This window comes from Bacillus glycinifermentans (genome assembly GCF_001042475.2).
Lineage (GTDB): Bacteria > Bacillota > Bacilli > Bacillales > Bacillaceae > Bacillus > Bacillus glycinifermentans.
The window spans coordinates 555871-571129 of the sequence record NZ_LECW02000045.1; the positions used below are offsets into that span (position 1 = coordinate 555871).

The window sequence follows — 15259 nt, forward strand, 5'->3', positions numbered from 1 at the left end:
CTATGGATAGAGGAGAAAATAAATGAATATAAATCGTTTATTTAACTTTAAACGAACTGAAAAAGAGGAAGATATCCTTCAAAAACATGGTTTTCAAGTATTAAATAGAGAAGCTTTAGAAGAGAAAAAAGAAGTGGCAGTAGTCGTTCCCGTCTACAATGCGGAAAAGTATCTCAAAGAAACGGTAGACTCGGTAATCAGACAAAATTTCGGTTTTCATCGTATATCTTTAATCTTGGTTGATGACTGTTCAACAGATCGTTCAAGGGAAATCCTGAACGAATATGCAGACCTTTATGAAAACATTACGGTCGTTCTTTTAGAAACCAATACCGGAACGCCGGCTCACCCGAGAAACCTGGGAATCGAATTGGCGAATGCGAAATACATCACGTTTCTTGATGCAGACGACTGGTTTGCCCCGAATGGAATTCTAAGTTTATATAAAATACTAGAAGAGAGTCAAGTCAACTACGCGGTAGGGAAAACCATTCAGGTTGAAGCAGGCGGTCAAAAAATAATCGGCAAATATGAATCTGTGAAGAAAAGACTGAATGTTTCTCCGCTTTCGATTCGGCACATTTTTTATCATCTTGGCCCGCGCGCGAGAATGATGCGCCTCGATTTTATCAAGGAAAACAAGATCAGGTTTCCTGAAATGAAATTTGCGGAGGACAAGCAGTTTTTCATGGATGTTTTATTTAATTGCAGTGAAATTTCAACCACAACAGATCCTGTCTACTATCTGAACCGGTTGGATGAAAATAACGGTTCACTGACGAAACAGACAAACATTATAGAAAAAACAGATTCAAACATAGCCGTCATGAAATACGTTTTAAGTAAAAAACTGGACAAAGATATAGAGAAAATGGCTATTAACCGCCTGGTCGAATTCGATGCCATTACCCGTCTTTTTGACAGGCACCATTTCTTAAAGAGCGAAAGCAAAGAAGAGTATTATGAAAAGTTCAAAGAAATTCTGGGGATCTTAAAGAAAACAAAATACGATATTTCCGAAACGTTTTTCAAGCCGATGCATAAAATCGCCTTTGATCTATTGAAAGAGAAACGGTATGACGAGATCGAACAATTATTCCGCTGGTCGAAAAAGGAGCCTAATAAAAAAATCGTCATTAAAGGTGATACAGCTTACTATGAAGGCCCTTTAAAAGATGAAGCATATAAACTGATCGAAATACCGCTGTATGCAGAGGTAAACAGCCACGAATTTATCGATGATGTATTTGTCATGAATTTTTCCGCTTATGGCAAACAAAGAGTCAATATAAACGGGATACAGTTTCAGCATAGGGAAAAAGCCAATATTGATCATGATTTCAACGTGAGTGCCGAAGCTGACGGTTCCTACAGCCTGAAGCTGACCCTTCAACAACTGGCTGACCTGCGCGCAGGTGGATATGTCATGTATCTTGTGTATAATGATTATGAAAGAATTAATTTAATAAAGGATACAGATGTTAAATCTGAGAAAGACATCAATCAAAAATCGTACATTTTTTATAAAACCGTAAAAGGCAATATTTCTTTGAAAATAAAGTGAAAAACGTTCTGCTAATTGGATTTGATAAAAGAGGAGTAGACTTATTTTATGGTTAATGCAGTTGCAATAAAATGCAATTTAATCGATCTAAAAATGAAAGATTGGCAGGTCCACCTCGTTTTCTCTTTTGAAAGCTCAGCGTCTGCTGAAGAAATTGGTCTGCTGGCAGTCAATCGGAAATCAAAGGAAGAGCTGCCGTTCCCCTGCGAAAAAGTTGGGGGATCGGAAGAACAGCGATACAAGACAGTCATCAATTTGGGGGACCTTTCAAACCATGTCAGAGGGACGGGGTGTGTTGATTTCTATGCGACATATCGGATGACCGATGACATGACTGAAAACGTCCTTCTGAAGAAAAGAATGAAGACAGAGTTTCAGCCGATTGAACTTTCCTGGAAGCGGGATGAGGAAGCAGGAGTTTTCTTCCTTCCGTATACGACCAAAAAAGGAAACTTTTCTTTGAAGGTTCTGACGAAAAAAGCCGTTGCTGAAGTTGAGCGTGTCGAATTAAATCCTGAAGGTGAATTGACGCTTAAGGGATATGCTTTTTTGCTTGACAGTGAAGGCTTCGACGTCAAGCAAAGACGGCTTGTGTTAAATGAAATCTCGGATTCAGAGGAAAAAAGGCTTTTCCAATTTCCTTTAGAAGAAGGCAAAAACGCCGGTTTTACCGTGCAAATCGGTCTTAAAAAGCTTTACGAAGAAAATGTTATGCCTGCCATGTTTCAGTTTCATATCGAATTTATAGGCAAGGATCCCGAAACAGGCGAAGAAGTCGTTAAACGAAGCAAAGCGTTAATGCTGAAAAATAAAGCGAATCCGCAAAATAGCCAATTTACGGTTCTCGAAACGGAAAAAGGCCCGGCGCGTTTTCATGTCTATCCGCAAAAGAAAAAGAGAATGATGCGCTTAAGAATGAATGATTACACATTTAAAACAAGGGCTGTTTATTTTGTGGTCGGGAAAAAGAACAGAGCTGTTTCCTTTTTCCGCAGGAGAAAGAATAAACTGAAGAAGAAAATAGACAGAGGCGTGAAAAAGGTATATTATTTCACCTTCGGACTGGCTGCAAAGCTGCCGGTTAAAAAGAAGACCGTCATTTTTGAAAGCTTCGCCGGAAAGCAGTACAGTTGTAATCCACGGGCGATTTACGAATATATGAAAGAAAACAAACCGGATTACGACATGTATTGGAGCGTAAATCCGGATTATACGGATATCTTTGAGGAAAAAGGCATTCCTTACATCAAAAGGTTTACCCTGAAGTGGCTGTTTGCCATGGCAAGAGCCGAATATTGGGTTGTAAACAGCCGAATGCCTTTATGGATTCCAAAGCCGGAGCACACGACATATCTTCAAACATGGCACGGCACGCCGCTAAAACGCCTTGCCGTCGATATGGATGAAGTGCACATGCCCGGAACCAACACGGAAAAATACAAAAAGAATTTCACGATGGAAGCGTCAAAATGGGATTATCTGATCTCGCCGAACGCATACTCAACCGAGATCTTTGCCCGTGCATTCCAATTCAATAAAACGATGATCGAATCCGGCTATCCGAGAAACGATTTTCTCCATACGGACAACAATGCCGAAACGGTTCGCGCATTAAAAGAGAAAATGAAGCTGCCGGCTGACAAAAAAGTAATCATTTATGCGCCGACATGGCGGGATGATCAGTTTTATAAAAAGGGAAAATACAAATTTGACCTTGATTTGGATTTGGCGAAAATGAGGGAGGAAATCGGCGATGACTATGTGATCGTCCTCAGGATGCACTACTTGGTGGCTGAAAACTTCGACCTTGAGCCATACCAAGGGTTTGCATACGACTTCTCTTCATATGAGGACATCCGCGAGCTTTATATGGTATCCGATTTGCTGATCACGGATTACTCTTCCGTCTTCTTCGATTTTGCGAATTTGAAGCGGCCGATGATTTTCTTTGTTCCAGACATTGAGACGTATCGCGACAAGCTGCGCGGCTTCTACTTTGACTTCGAAAAAGAAGCTCCGGGCCCGCTCGTCAAAACGACGGACGAAGTCATCAAAAAAATCAGGGAAACGGAATCGCCGGACTACCGCCTGCCGGATATATTCGAGCCTTTCTATGAGAAGTTCTGTTATCTGGAGACGGGAAAATCGTCTGAGCGAGTTGTGAAGAAGGTTTTTGAGTAATTTTTCATGAAAAACCCGAATGGGACAAGTAAAAAGTCCTAATTCGGGTTTTTTTATATGGATGAAGCTGTTCTGATCCTTTTAAAACAGCCAAATGTCTATCTTCGCAGAAAAGACCGTTTGATTATATTAGGTCTTAAGACTTAGTTTTAAGAGGTTTAACTGTGTCAAATTCTCTATTAAGAACTTAACATCCTTGTATATATGTGTTATCATTACTTAATGTTACTAGTTTGTAAAGGTTTTCAACTACTTTTGTCTTAGTTCTATAAGTTTAGAGAAGTTGATTAGATACATTAGAGACCTATTTAAGCATTATTTTCTTCATCCCTTTTGAATAAATCCTCGAGAAAGTCACTATCGCTTAAGCGTAAATCAAACACTGCAATGCAGGCGGTGTTAGCCTCCATGGCAAAAATTTGCGAAAAAAATGCAGTGCAGGATTTGGAATGTGATTTTTAGGAAGCGGATCATAAAACTCATGAGGACAGTCGGAAGAAGTGATAATGCGTTGCTTCTTTTTTCGCGTATTCAAAATTTTAAAATATTACAAAAAATTCAGGAGGTTGCAAATGAAAGGGATTGTGCTGGCGGGAGGAACAGGATCCAGACTTTATCCGATAACAAGAGGAGTTTCCAAACAATTGGTTCCTGTATATGATAAGCCGATGATCTATTATCCTATCTCTGTTTTAATGTTAAGCGGAATTACGGAAATATTGATAATTTCAACGTCAAGAGATATGCCTTACTTTAAAACTTTGCTTGGGAATGGTGACGATCTGGGAATTAAATTTAGTTATGCAGTACAGGATCATCCCCGGGGACTTGCCGATGCGTTTATCATAGGGGAAGATTTTATCGGCGATGATAATGTAGCTCTTGTCTTAGGTGATAATATCTTTTATGGACAAGGCTTTACAGAGATTTTGGAAAGAGCTCTTACATTAAAAGAAGGAGCCCTGATTTTCGGCTATTATGTAAAAAATCCAAGTGAGTATGGGGTAGTGGAGTTTGACAGCAGCGGGAATGTGCTTGGAATTGAAGAAAAGCCTGAATTCCCGAAGTCAAATTATGCAGTTCCAGGCTTATATTTTTACGATAATGACGTAATTGAAATAGCTAAAAGCATTCAGCCGTCTGCCAGAGGAGAATTGGAGATTAGTTCTGTCAATGAAGCGTATTTAAACAAGGGCAAATTGAAAGTTCAGCTTATAGGCAGAGGGATGGCATGGCTGGATACGGGAACACATAAAAGTTTGCTCGAAGCCAGCAACTATGTCGAAGCTGTTCAGAATAGGCAAGGGCTTTATATCGCTTCTCTTGAAGAAATTGCATATAGGAAGGGCTATATAAGTGCCGGCAAATTAAGAAGCCTGGCTGAACCGTTAAGCAAAACAGAATACGGCAAATACTTATTGAAAATTTTAGAAAACACAGAAAGTATGGAATTAGTCTGAGGGAGAGAAAATAATGAAAGTATATCTGGTAACAGGCGGGGCAGGATTCATCGGGTCTAATTTTATTCATTATATGCTAAAAAAATATAATGATATTTTTATTGTCAATTTGGATCATCTTACTTATGCTGGTAACCTTGAGAACTTAACCAAAATTGAAAAGTATGATAATTATCAGTTTGTTAAAGCAGATATTAGCGATAATGAAGCCATTAAAAATGTTTTTGAAAAGCACGATATTGATTATGTAGTAAATTTTGCGGCGGAATCGCATGTTGATAGAAGTATCCAAAACCCTGATATCTTTGTGAAAACCAACGTCCTCGGAACAGCAAACCTGCTAAATGCAGCAAAAGACAAGTGGGAATTGGATAACGGGGATTTTCAGGCCGGGAAGAAGTTTATACAAGTTTCAACAGATGAAGTGTACGGTTCTTTAGGGAAAGAGGGGTTATTTTCTGAAACAACGCCTTTAGATCCTCACAGTCCGTATTCTTCCAGTAAAGCATCTGCCGACTTAATTGTAAAATCCTATTTTGATACCTACAAGTTCCCTGTCAATATCACGAGGTGCTCAAATAACTACGGGCCATATCAATTTCCGGAAAAAATGATTCCTCTTGTTATCAATAACTGTCTCAACCTGCTGGATATTCCTTTATACGGCGATGGCTTGAATGTCAGGGATTGGCTGTATGTTGAGGATCATTGCAAGGCAATAGATTTGGTTATACAGGGAGCTGCGCCGGGAGAAATTTATAATGTCGGCGGATATAACGAAAAAACAAATATTGAATTGGTGAAAACCATAATTAAATATTTACATGACAATGTGAATGAGGATATTACTGAAGAACTGATAACGTATGTTCAAGATCGAAAAGGCCATGACAGACGATACGCGATAAATTCCGAAAAGATCACGAGGGATCTTGGATGGAAGCCGGATGTAACATGGGAATCAGGGATACGGGAAACGATTAAATGGTATCTTGAAAATCAGGCCTGGATGGAAAATATCATGAATGAAAGCTACAAAGAATACTATAGGCTAACTTATGAAACAAAATAATATTAATGAACGTAATTGAGGTCAAAGCATGTTTAAAAAAATGATGAAAAAACTAATGTACAGGAGCATTCAGAACCACAGAGTCAGCATTCAATCTGAAAATGACCGATTATCATTTCATTTTACCGGTTTAAAACCGTTTATTGGCCAAAAGTTTTTTGTTATAAAAGACAGGTCAACCGGCAGAAGGCTGAAAAAAGAGATCAAACATAATCAAGCGGACTTTAATTATGAAGATATTCTTTCTTTAGCGGACAGTACTGTGTTGGATTTTTACGTAAAAGCAAAGCTGTACAACAGGTATCTGTCTAAAAGGACTCCGTTTTCAAAAACAAATTATGGATTTTCCAAAATTAATAAGGATAGCAATTTTAAAATCAGTTCTTATAAAACAAAAGACAATTATTTATCCTTCAACACGAAAAGAGTCTTGTTTTTTCATAAAATTAAACATTTAAAGACAGTTGGAAAAAACTTTTATATTGAAGGACAAATTGAAAGTGTTAAACCTGCCCAGGAAATTAATAAATTAGAGCTCATTATGGTTAGAAGGGATAATAAAAAGGCATATGGCTTTAATTTAGACTTTTATTGCAATGAGGATATTTACTTTAAGGATATTATTTTAATAGACAAGCTAAAAAACGATTTAAATGTCAATAGCAGATGGGATTTGTTTTTACAAATTAGGGATGGCTTGAATAAGGTAATTTACAAAGAATTAATAGAGATGAACGGATATGATAATTTTGATCATGAAGAGGATCGATATCTGCTCGTGAATCCTGATACGAACGGAATGCAATCCGTGCTCTATGCCACAATGGGAAAAGAAAGCCTTGCACTCTGGTATACTGATAAACCGCAATTTGAGAAAACCTATGCAATCGCAAAGGGTAAAACTGTTTTTAATGAAACATGCGAGAGACATCCTTTGAACAGGCGAATGGTTTTTTTCGAAAGCTTTTTAGGAAAAAGCTATTCAGGCAACCCAAAATATATTTATGAAGAAATGCTTAAAATGGGTTATGGTGATAAGTTCACTTTTGTCTGGTCTTATTCCGGTGAAGAAAAAATACCGGGGGAACCGATCATTGTTCAAAGAGAAAGTGAAGAATATTATAAATATCTGGCCCTTTCAAAATATTGGGTGAGTAATATCATTTTTCCTGTTCATCGAAAACGCGAAGGAAATATTTATCTTCAAACTTGGCATGGTACGCCTTTAAAAAAGCTTGGATATGATATTGAAGTCGACGGACCCGAAAAAATGGCAAGAGAAAATTTCTATTTAGAATCCCGAAACTGGGATTATTTATTGTCGGCCAACCAGTATTCAAGCGGAATTTTTAGAAGAGCTTTTAAATTCAACAAAAAGATGCTTGAATTCGGCTACCCGGCAAATGACATTTTTTACAAGAGGGATGCCTCTATCATAAAACAACAAATCAAAGAGAAAATTGGAATTCCTAAAGATAAAAAGGTTATTTTATATGCTCCTACATGGAGAGATAATCAAGCTGCAAGTTCATGGAATCATGTGTTTGATTTGAAAATCGACCTCAATCAATTCAAAGAGCAGCTTTCAGATGAATATGTACTGGTACTGAGAATGCACCATTTGATTTCTGAATCTCTAAATATTTCTGAGGAGCTTGCATCATCTGTTTATGATCTTTCTTCTTACGATGACATTCAAGAGCTCTATTTGATTTCAGATATCCTTATCACAGACTATTCTTCGGTATTTTTTGAATTTGCCAATACAGGGAGACCGATGTTGTTTTATGCATATGACTTTGATATGTATAAGAATCAAATTAGAGGCTTTTATCTTGATATGGAAAAAGATTTGCCAGGACCGATCTTAAAAACAAATGAAGAATTGATCAGCGCTATTAAAGACATAGATGAAGTACAAAGAAAATTTGAAGATCAATACCAGGATTTTGTCGGGGCCTACTGCTACCTGGAAAAAGGGGACTCATCGGCAAAGGTCATACGGGAAGTATTCGAGGGAGGTAAATAATTGAATAAAAACGTTTTAGTATTTCCATGCGGGTCTGAAATCGGCCTGGAAATTCATAATTCATTAAAATTTGTAAAAAATATTAATCTTTTTGGTGCCTCAAGTGTGCCTGACCATGGAAGATTTGTATACAAAAACTATGTTGAACACCTTCCGAATATTGACTCCGCCGACTTTATAGGAAAGTTAAATGAGGTAGTCGATCAGTACAACATAGACTATATATTTCCAGCACATGACAGTGTTGTTCTAAAACTTGCCCAAGAGAGAAGCAGGCTGAATGCGCAAGTTATCACGTCTTCTGCTGAAACATGCGAAATTGCAAGGTCTAAAAAGAAAACATACGAATTTTTGGCTAAAGAAGACTTTGTTCCAAAAATGTTTGAACATAAAAATGATGTGAAGGCATTTCCGGTCTTTTTGAAGCCTGATGTTGGACAAGGATCTAAAGGAGTTGCCTTGGCCGAAAATATCGATGAATTAAATTTCTATTTAAAAAAAGCAAAAGATCTGCTTATATTGGAATATCTCCCTGGAGCGGAGTATACGATTGATTGTTTTACGAACAAAGATGGCGAATTAAAATTTGTCGGAAAGAGGGAAAGAAGAAGGGTCAAAAGCGGTATTAGTGTTAATTCGGTTACATTGCCTTTGGACCCTTCCACGAAGCGAATCGCACATATCTTAAATGATAAGCTGGATTTCAGAGGCGCCTGGTTCTTTCAGCTTAAAGCCGATAAGAACGGCAGACTAAAACTTCTTGAGATTGCTCCCCGCATCGCCGGAACGATGAGCCTGTACCGCAATAAAGGCGTGAATTTTCCGCTGTTAAGCCTCTTAGACAGAATGGGCTACGCCTTGGATGTAATCGATAATGAATTGGAAGTAGAAGTCGACAGGGCCTTAATCAACAGGTTTCAACTGAACTATGAATATAAAAGAGTCTACGTTGACTTTGATGATACTATTACAAACAACTTTAAAGTCAATCCAGTGTTAATGCAGTTTTTATATCAGTGTGTGAGAGACGAAAAGGAGCTCATCCTCATCACCAAACATATTCATGACATCAGGACTACCCTTAAAAGCCTGAAAATCAGTGCGGATCTTTTTGATGAGATCATTCATATTAGGAAGTCTGAAAACAAATCAGCTTCAATTCAGCATGATGTTCCGTCAATTTTCATAGATGATTCTTTTCAGGAACGTCTCGAAATTCGAAACTTAAATATTCCAGTATTTGATGTGGACTCGGTTGAAGCTTTAATTGACTGGAGATATTAAAATGGCCGGACATTTAAAATTCAATGAACGTATCAACGTTACAAAACCAAAGCTCCCATCGATGGAAGCTTATTTAGCAAAAATCCAAAAAATTTGGGATAATAACTGGCTGACCAATAACGGTCCGCTTCATGAAGAATTCAAGGAGGCACTAACAGGGTATTTGCAAACAAATCACCATTTGGAACTGTTTGTAAATGGGCACTCTGCGTTAGAATTGGCTTTAAAAAGCTTGGATTTAAGCGGAGAGGTGATAACGACGCCTTTTACGTTTGCCTCAACTGTTCAAGCCATTTTAAATACGGGTCTGAAACCGGTCTTCTGTGATATTGAACCTCATACTTACAATATCGATACAAATCAAATCGAACGTTTAATTACTGACAAAACATCTGCAATTGTTGCTGTTCATGTGTACGGAAATCCTTGTGATGTATATGAAATCGAAAAAATAGCCGAGAAATATAACTTGAAAGTGATTTATGATGCAGCCCATGCGTTTGGAGTTTCATTAAACGGAAGGAGCATTGCAGAATTCGGCGACATTTCTATGTTCAGCATGCATGCGACAAAAGTATTTCATTCTATTGAAGGCGGTTTGCTCGTATTTAGAGATCCTGCGATCGGAAAAAAGCTGAATGCCATGAAAAATTTCGGAATAGCAGCTGAGGATTCAATTGATTATCCAGGTGTAAATGCAAAAATGAACGAATTTCAAGCTGCAATGGGGCTCGTTAATTTACAGACAATCGATGAAGATATTCTTGCCAGAAAAAAAGTTTATGCAGCGTATCGGAAATATCTCGCTAAACTTTCCTCGATTACCATATTGAACGAAATGGATGGAGTATCTCATAGCTACTCGTACTTCCCAGTATTATTTAACAGCAAAGAAATTCGTGATTATGTTTTTAATGAAGCAAAAAAATATAATTTATACACCAGAAAATATTTTTATCCTCTATGCAATGAGTTCAAATTTTGCCAATATCCCAAAGGCGAGACTCCGACTGCTTTATCTGTAAGCGAAAGGATGCTGGCTCTGCCGATGTACGCGGAACTTCATGAAAGCAGTGTAGACCAAATTTGTAAAATCATGATGAAACTGATGGATGACTATAATTCCAAGCTTTCGAGTCTGACGGGCTCTCTAAAATAAATTAGTAGGGTGAATAAATTGTCAAATTACAACTATAAATTGAGTGTCGTAGTTTTAGTCTACAATACAGAAGACTATTTAAGAGAATGCTTGGATTCTCTTGTCAATCAATCGCTTAAAGATATAGAGATCATTATTGTAAACGATGAAAGTCCTGATAATAGCCATCTCATTTTAGAAGAATACAGCGAATATAAAAATGTTAAAGTAATCAACCAGAATAACAGCGGAGGCGCTATTGCAGGAAACAACGGCCTCCGCCACGCAAGCGGAGAATTTGTTACGATAATGGATTCCGATGATATTGTTCCTTTAAATGCTTATGAAAAAATGTACGAAGAAGCTAAAAGAACAAACTCGGACATTGTAATCGGAAGACCCAATATTTTAATTGATGGTATTCAAAAAGAAATTATTTATAAAAAAGAACGCGAAGTTTGGAAAGAACACAGAATTGTTGACAACGTGAAAGATTTTTTGGATATATTTTATGATGGTTTTTATTGGAATAAAATTTTCAGAAGAAGCCTGATTTTTGATCATGAATGCTTTATGCCTCCTAAAATGCTGTATGCAGACAGGCCTATGGTTCACAAAGCTTTTTTATATGCAAATCGAATAGCCATCATTACGGATATCGTTTACTTGTGGAGAAAAAGAGGGGCTGAGGCAGCTCAAAAATCAATTACTCAGTTAAATGGGGACATCAACAATTTTATGGACCGGATGGAATCTGTTTATTACCAAATAAACTACTTCGAACAATTCGGCGATCCCGAGCTGACGAATGAATTTTTAAAGAGAAATATCGAAAGGATATTTTTCCCTATCAATAATATTGTTTACAATAAGAAGTTCAGAGATATCTTCTATGACAAAACTAAGGATTTATTATTAAAAGTAAGAAATATCTATGATAACGACTTGGGCATCTTAAATAACTTATATATATACTTCTTGTTGAACGATATGAAAGAAGAATTAATTTTTTATTTAACAGCAAAGCCAAACGGGAGAATAATTGTCGAAGACGGAAGATATTATTGGGGTCTTCCATTTTTTAGAGACGAGCATTTTGGGATACCTGATGAGCTGTTTGAAATAAAAGTATTAAAAAAAGAGTTTGTTAAGATAGAAAAATTTTATACAGATGAAAATAATATATATATTGAAAATTTAAATCTTCCTTCGTTATTTAAGGAAGATGTTAAAATTGAAATATCATTCGAATCCAGGCATCATACAGATGAAAAAAAGGTCTTTACTTTTATAAAAAACGATTTGGACCTTTTTACTGCAAAAGTTCCTTTTCAGCATTTTGAGAATGAAGCAACAGGCATTTACGATATTTATCTGAATTTTAAATATAAAAATAAAGAAGATAAGTTCAGAATTTCCAGGAAGACCTTCGGAACATTTGAAGAATCAGGTGAGAACAATGTACAAGGATTCAAATTTTACTTTACGCCACAGGATAATTTATCATTAAGTTTAATGAATTTCTCAGTTGCATCTATAACATTTGATGAAAATAAATTATCTTTGGTGACAAGTGATCCGTTGAGCAGCAGTGAAGGTTTTTACTTGAAAAATAGATTAACTAAGGAAAAAATATTCTTCTTACAAAAAAGTTTGAACGAATATGAAATTCTCTGGGATCATTTTTTTGATGATTATATGACATATGACTTTTATTTTGTATCACAAAAGAAACATTATCGATTAAGCAGTCAGCAATACTCCGGCCATCTTCATTTAAAAATGAAAAGAGGCAGACAAAACATTCAATTGTATAAAACCGAGAAAAATAATCTGTCGATTAAAAGCCATAATATTCTTACTAGCATTATGGCCAAAATAAAAAAGTAAAGGGACTGTCGGTATTCCGGCAGTTTTTTCCTTATGAAAGCTGATTACATTGAAAACACAGCACTAAAGATGAAAACTTACTCAAAAGTGAAAAAAAACATTAAATCTGTTACAATAATGAGCGGTGCTTTTAAAAGTAAAGTTACATGCAAAAGCCCCAAATTTTAACCTAAGGAAGATTAGAATGAATGCATTGGTGAAGGTTCTAAAAGAGGTATTTTCTTCGCTTCCGCTGATTATGCGGCTTGCGGTTTATGAAACGAAGTCAAAGTATCAAATGAATTATTTGGGCGTTGTTTGGCAGTTTCTAAATCCGCTGATCCAGATTTTAGCTTATTGGTTTGTGTTTGGAACCGGAATTAAAGGCGCCAGGGCAGATGTTGACCATTACCCGTTTATTATTTGGATGCTTGCCGGCATCATTCCATGGTTTTTTATCAGCCCTACGATTCTTGATGGATCAAACAGTGTATATAAAAGAATTAACTTAGTGTCTAAAATGAATTTTCCGATCAGCTCATTGCCTGCCGTTGTGATTGCTTCCAATTTATTCAGCTATTTGGCGATGACGTTCATCTATGTCTTAATACTTTTGGGAAGCGGAAATTTCCCAACGCTGCATTGGCTGCAATATTTTTATTTTCTGTTCTGTATGCTCGCGTTTATGTTTTCGTTCAGTTTGCTTAATTCGACCATCAGCGTTTTAGTGAGGGATTATCAATTTTTGCTTCAGGCCGGGACAAGGCTGCTGTTTTTCCTGATGCCGATCTTTTGGGATGTGGCGCACAGCTTGGCCAACAGGCCGCATGTGTTGGCGGTCTTAAAATTAAATCCGCTTTTCTATATTATAGACGGCTTCAGAAACAGCTTTTTAAACGGCCGTTGGTTTTTTGAAGATATAAACTATACCTTGTATTTCTGGTTATTCACATTGCTGTTATTGACGGTGGGTTCGATCCTGCATATGAAATTCAGGGACAAGTTTGTTGACTTTCTTTAATAAAGTAAGGAGATTATACGATGAAACTAAAAGTTTCGTTTCGAAATGTTTCAAAACAGTATCATCTGTACGAGAGACAGTCTGAAAAGATAAAAGCGCTGTTTTTGCCGGACAAAAATGATAAAGGTTTCTTTGCCGTGCGAAACGTCTCCTTTGATGTTTATGAAGGGGAGACCATCGGCTTTGTCGGAATCAACGGATCCGGAAAATCGACGATGTCGAATCTGCTGGCGAAGGTGATTCCTCCGACAACCGGTGAAATCGAGATGAATGGGCAGCCGTCCCTGATCGCGATCTCTGCCGGGTTGAACAACCAGTTGAGCGGGAGGGACAACATCCGGCTTAAATGTTTGATGATGGGATTGACCAACAAAGAGATTGATGAGCTTTACGATAAAATCGTCGAGTTTGCCGATATCGGAGATTTCATTAATCAGCCTGTCAAAAGCTATTCAAGCGGGATGAAATCGCGCCTCGGTTTTGCGATATCAGCCCATATTGATCCTGATATTTTAATTATTGATGAAGCGTTGTCCGTCGGTGACCAGACGTTCTATCAAAAATGCGTCGACAGAATTAATGAATTTAAAGAGCGCGGAAAAACGATTTTCTTTGTCAGCCATTCGATCGGCCAAATCGAAAAAATGTGCGACCGCGTAGCCTGGATGCATTATGGCGAAATGCGCATGTTTGATGAGACCAAAAAGGTTGTTAAGGAATATAAAGCTTTTATTGACTGGTTCAATAAGCTGTCGAAAAAGGAAAAGAAAAAGTATCAAAAAGAACATATCGAAAGCCGGATGCGTGCTCAAGAAGAAGAGAAAACGGTCCGTCGTTATGAAAAAAAGAAGAAGCCTGAAACGATCGTAAATGCGATTCAAATTGCCGTTCTTACGGTACTGCTCATCGCAAGTGCGGCCACGATGTTTGCCAACACCCCTTTGCGGACGGCTGCGTCATTTGGTGCGGAAACGAAAAAAATCGAAAAGCATCATGCTGAACAAAAAGCAGGGAATTTTACGGCGGTGAATCAGCCCGCATATGTGATGAATGATCGTCTTCAGACATACAGCGACAAAGAAATGAAACACAAAACGTCCGTTTCTTTGCCATTCGGAACAGAAGTGACGCTGGTGTCCCAAAATAAAAAACAGGTGAAGATTACGTTTAACGGAAAAAGCTATTTTGCTGTTAAAAACGGTGTTTCTTTGGAGAAAAACCTTTCGCATGCCGGTTTGTCAGTGAATGCGTTTCAGCCGTACTTTACAGAAAAACATCAATCCTCATACGAATATTTTCTTTCGTTTCTAGGGAAAGACAAGGCAGTCTTGCAGTCAGGGCTGAGAGGAGAGGAAGAAAAAACGTTTGATGACGGAAGGGACAGCTTCCATCTCGGCTATGAAAACGTCAGCTATGTGTTAGATGGCGGGAAGGCGGCGGAGGTTGTGTTTTATGATCTGCAGCCTGTCAGCCCGTCGTCGCTGTCGCTTCAAGAAGATCAGGTGACATTTGACGAGGATCAGAAGCGGTTTATCGTCAAAACAGATAAGCAGACGTTTATCGTCGACAATGAAAAGCATACGCTGAGCGTTATTCAGTAAAATGAAAAACTGGCAGGATCTTCATTCCTGCCAGTTTTTG

10 protein-coding genes are annotated in these 15259 nt (G+C 37.6%); all 10 read left to right on the forward strand.

The genetic code is table 11. The annotated features are described in order from the left end of the window. The first annotated feature begins 22 nt into the window (after positions 1-22). The 10 genes from AB447_RS22090 (at position 23) to tagH (ending at position 15219) form a co-directional block, all read left to right on the forward strand. Positions 23-1564, forward strand: a complete 1542-nt coding sequence (locus AB447_RS22090; RefSeq protein ID WP_048356062.1) for a glycosyltransferase family 2 protein — start codon at positions 23-25, stop codon at positions 1562-1564. Between the two features lie 48 nt (positions 1565-1612). Then, positions 1613-3745 (forward strand): CDP-glycerol glycerophosphotransferase family protein, encoded by a 2133-nt coding sequence (locus tag AB447_RS22095; RefSeq protein WP_048356063.1) that lies wholly within the window; start codon positions 1613-1615, stop codon positions 3743-3745. Between the two features lie 572 nt (positions 3746-4317). Continuing rightward, complete coding sequence (gene rfbA, locus AB447_RS22100; protein ID WP_048356064.1) at positions 4318-5205, forward strand: glucose-1-phosphate thymidylyltransferase RfbA; 888 nt, start codon at positions 4318-4320, stop codon at positions 5203-5205. Between the two features lie 13 nt (positions 5206-5218). Then, positions 5219-6277, forward strand: coding sequence for a dTDP-glucose 4,6-dehydratase (rfbB, locus tag AB447_RS22105; RefSeq protein ID WP_048356065.1), 1059 nt, complete (start codon positions 5219-5221; stop codon positions 6275-6277). A 28-nt stretch (positions 6278-6305) separates the two neighbouring features. Next, positions 6306-8306: a CDP-glycerol glycerophosphotransferase family protein gene (locus AB447_RS22110; RefSeq protein ID WP_057957752.1), complete on the forward strand. Its 2001-nt coding sequence runs from the start codon at positions 6306-6308 to the stop codon at positions 8304-8306. Continuing rightward, positions 8307-9590, forward strand: a complete 1284-nt coding sequence (locus AB447_RS22115; protein WP_048353631.1) for an ATP-grasp domain-containing protein — start codon at positions 8307-8309, stop codon at positions 9588-9590. It begins immediately after the preceding gene. A gap of 1 nt (position 9591) precedes the next feature. Further along, positions 9592-10749 (forward strand): DegT/DnrJ/EryC1/StrS family aminotransferase, encoded by a 1158-nt coding sequence (locus tag AB447_RS22120; RefSeq protein ID WP_048353632.1) that lies wholly within the window; start codon positions 9592-9594, stop codon positions 10747-10749. An 18-nt stretch (positions 10750-10767) separates the two neighbouring features. Then, positions 10768-12618 carry a glycosyltransferase family 2 protein gene (locus AB447_RS22125; protein ID WP_057957753.1) on the forward strand — a complete coding sequence of 617 codons (1851 nt, stop codon included), beginning with the start codon at positions 10768-10770 and terminating at the stop codon, positions 12616-12618. Between the two features lie 184 nt (positions 12619-12802). Further along, positions 12803-13618 carry an ABC transporter permease gene (locus AB447_RS22130; protein ID WP_048353634.1) on the forward strand — a complete coding sequence of 272 codons (816 nt, stop codon included), beginning with the start codon at positions 12803-12805 and terminating at the stop codon, positions 13616-13618. 20 nt (positions 13619-13638) lie between these two features. Then, positions 13639-15219: a teichoic acids export ABC transporter ATP-binding subunit TagH gene (gene tagH / locus AB447_RS22135; protein WP_048353635.1), complete on the forward strand. Its 1581-nt coding sequence runs from the start codon at positions 13639-13641 to the stop codon at positions 15217-15219. Positions 15220-15259: the final 40 nt, after the last annotated feature.

Bases quoted from the DNA above. Each gene is read 5' to 3' on its own strand.
- AB447_RS22095 (WP_048356063.1), top strand. From the start codon at position 1,613: ATGGTTAATGCAGTTGCAATAAAATGCAATTTAATCGATCTAAAAATG.
- rfbA (WP_048356064.1), top strand. From the start codon at position 4,318: ATGAAAGGGATTGTGCTGGCGGGAGGAACAGGATCCAGACTTTATCCG.
- rfbB (WP_048356065.1), top strand. From the start codon at position 5,219: ATGAAAGTATATCTGGTAACAGGCGGGGCAGGATTCATCGGGTCTAAT.
- AB447_RS22110 (WP_057957752.1), top strand. From the start codon at position 6,306: ATGTTTAAAAAAATGATGAAAAAACTAATGTACAGGAGCATTCAGAAC.
- AB447_RS22130 (WP_048353634.1), top strand. From the start codon at position 12,803: ATGAATGCATTGGTGAAGGTTCTAAAAGAGGTATTTTCTTCGCTTCCG.
- AB447_RS22120 (WP_048353632.1), top strand. From the start codon at position 9,592: ATGGCCGGACATTTAAAATTCAATGAACGTATCAACGTTACAAAACCA.
- AB447_RS22090 (WP_048356062.1), top strand. From the start codon at position 23: ATGAATATAAATCGTTTATTTAACTTTAAACGAACTGAAAAAGAGGAA.
- tagH (WP_048353635.1), top strand. From the start codon at position 13,639: ATGAAACTAAAAGTTTCGTTTCGAAATGTTTCAAAACAGTATCATCTG.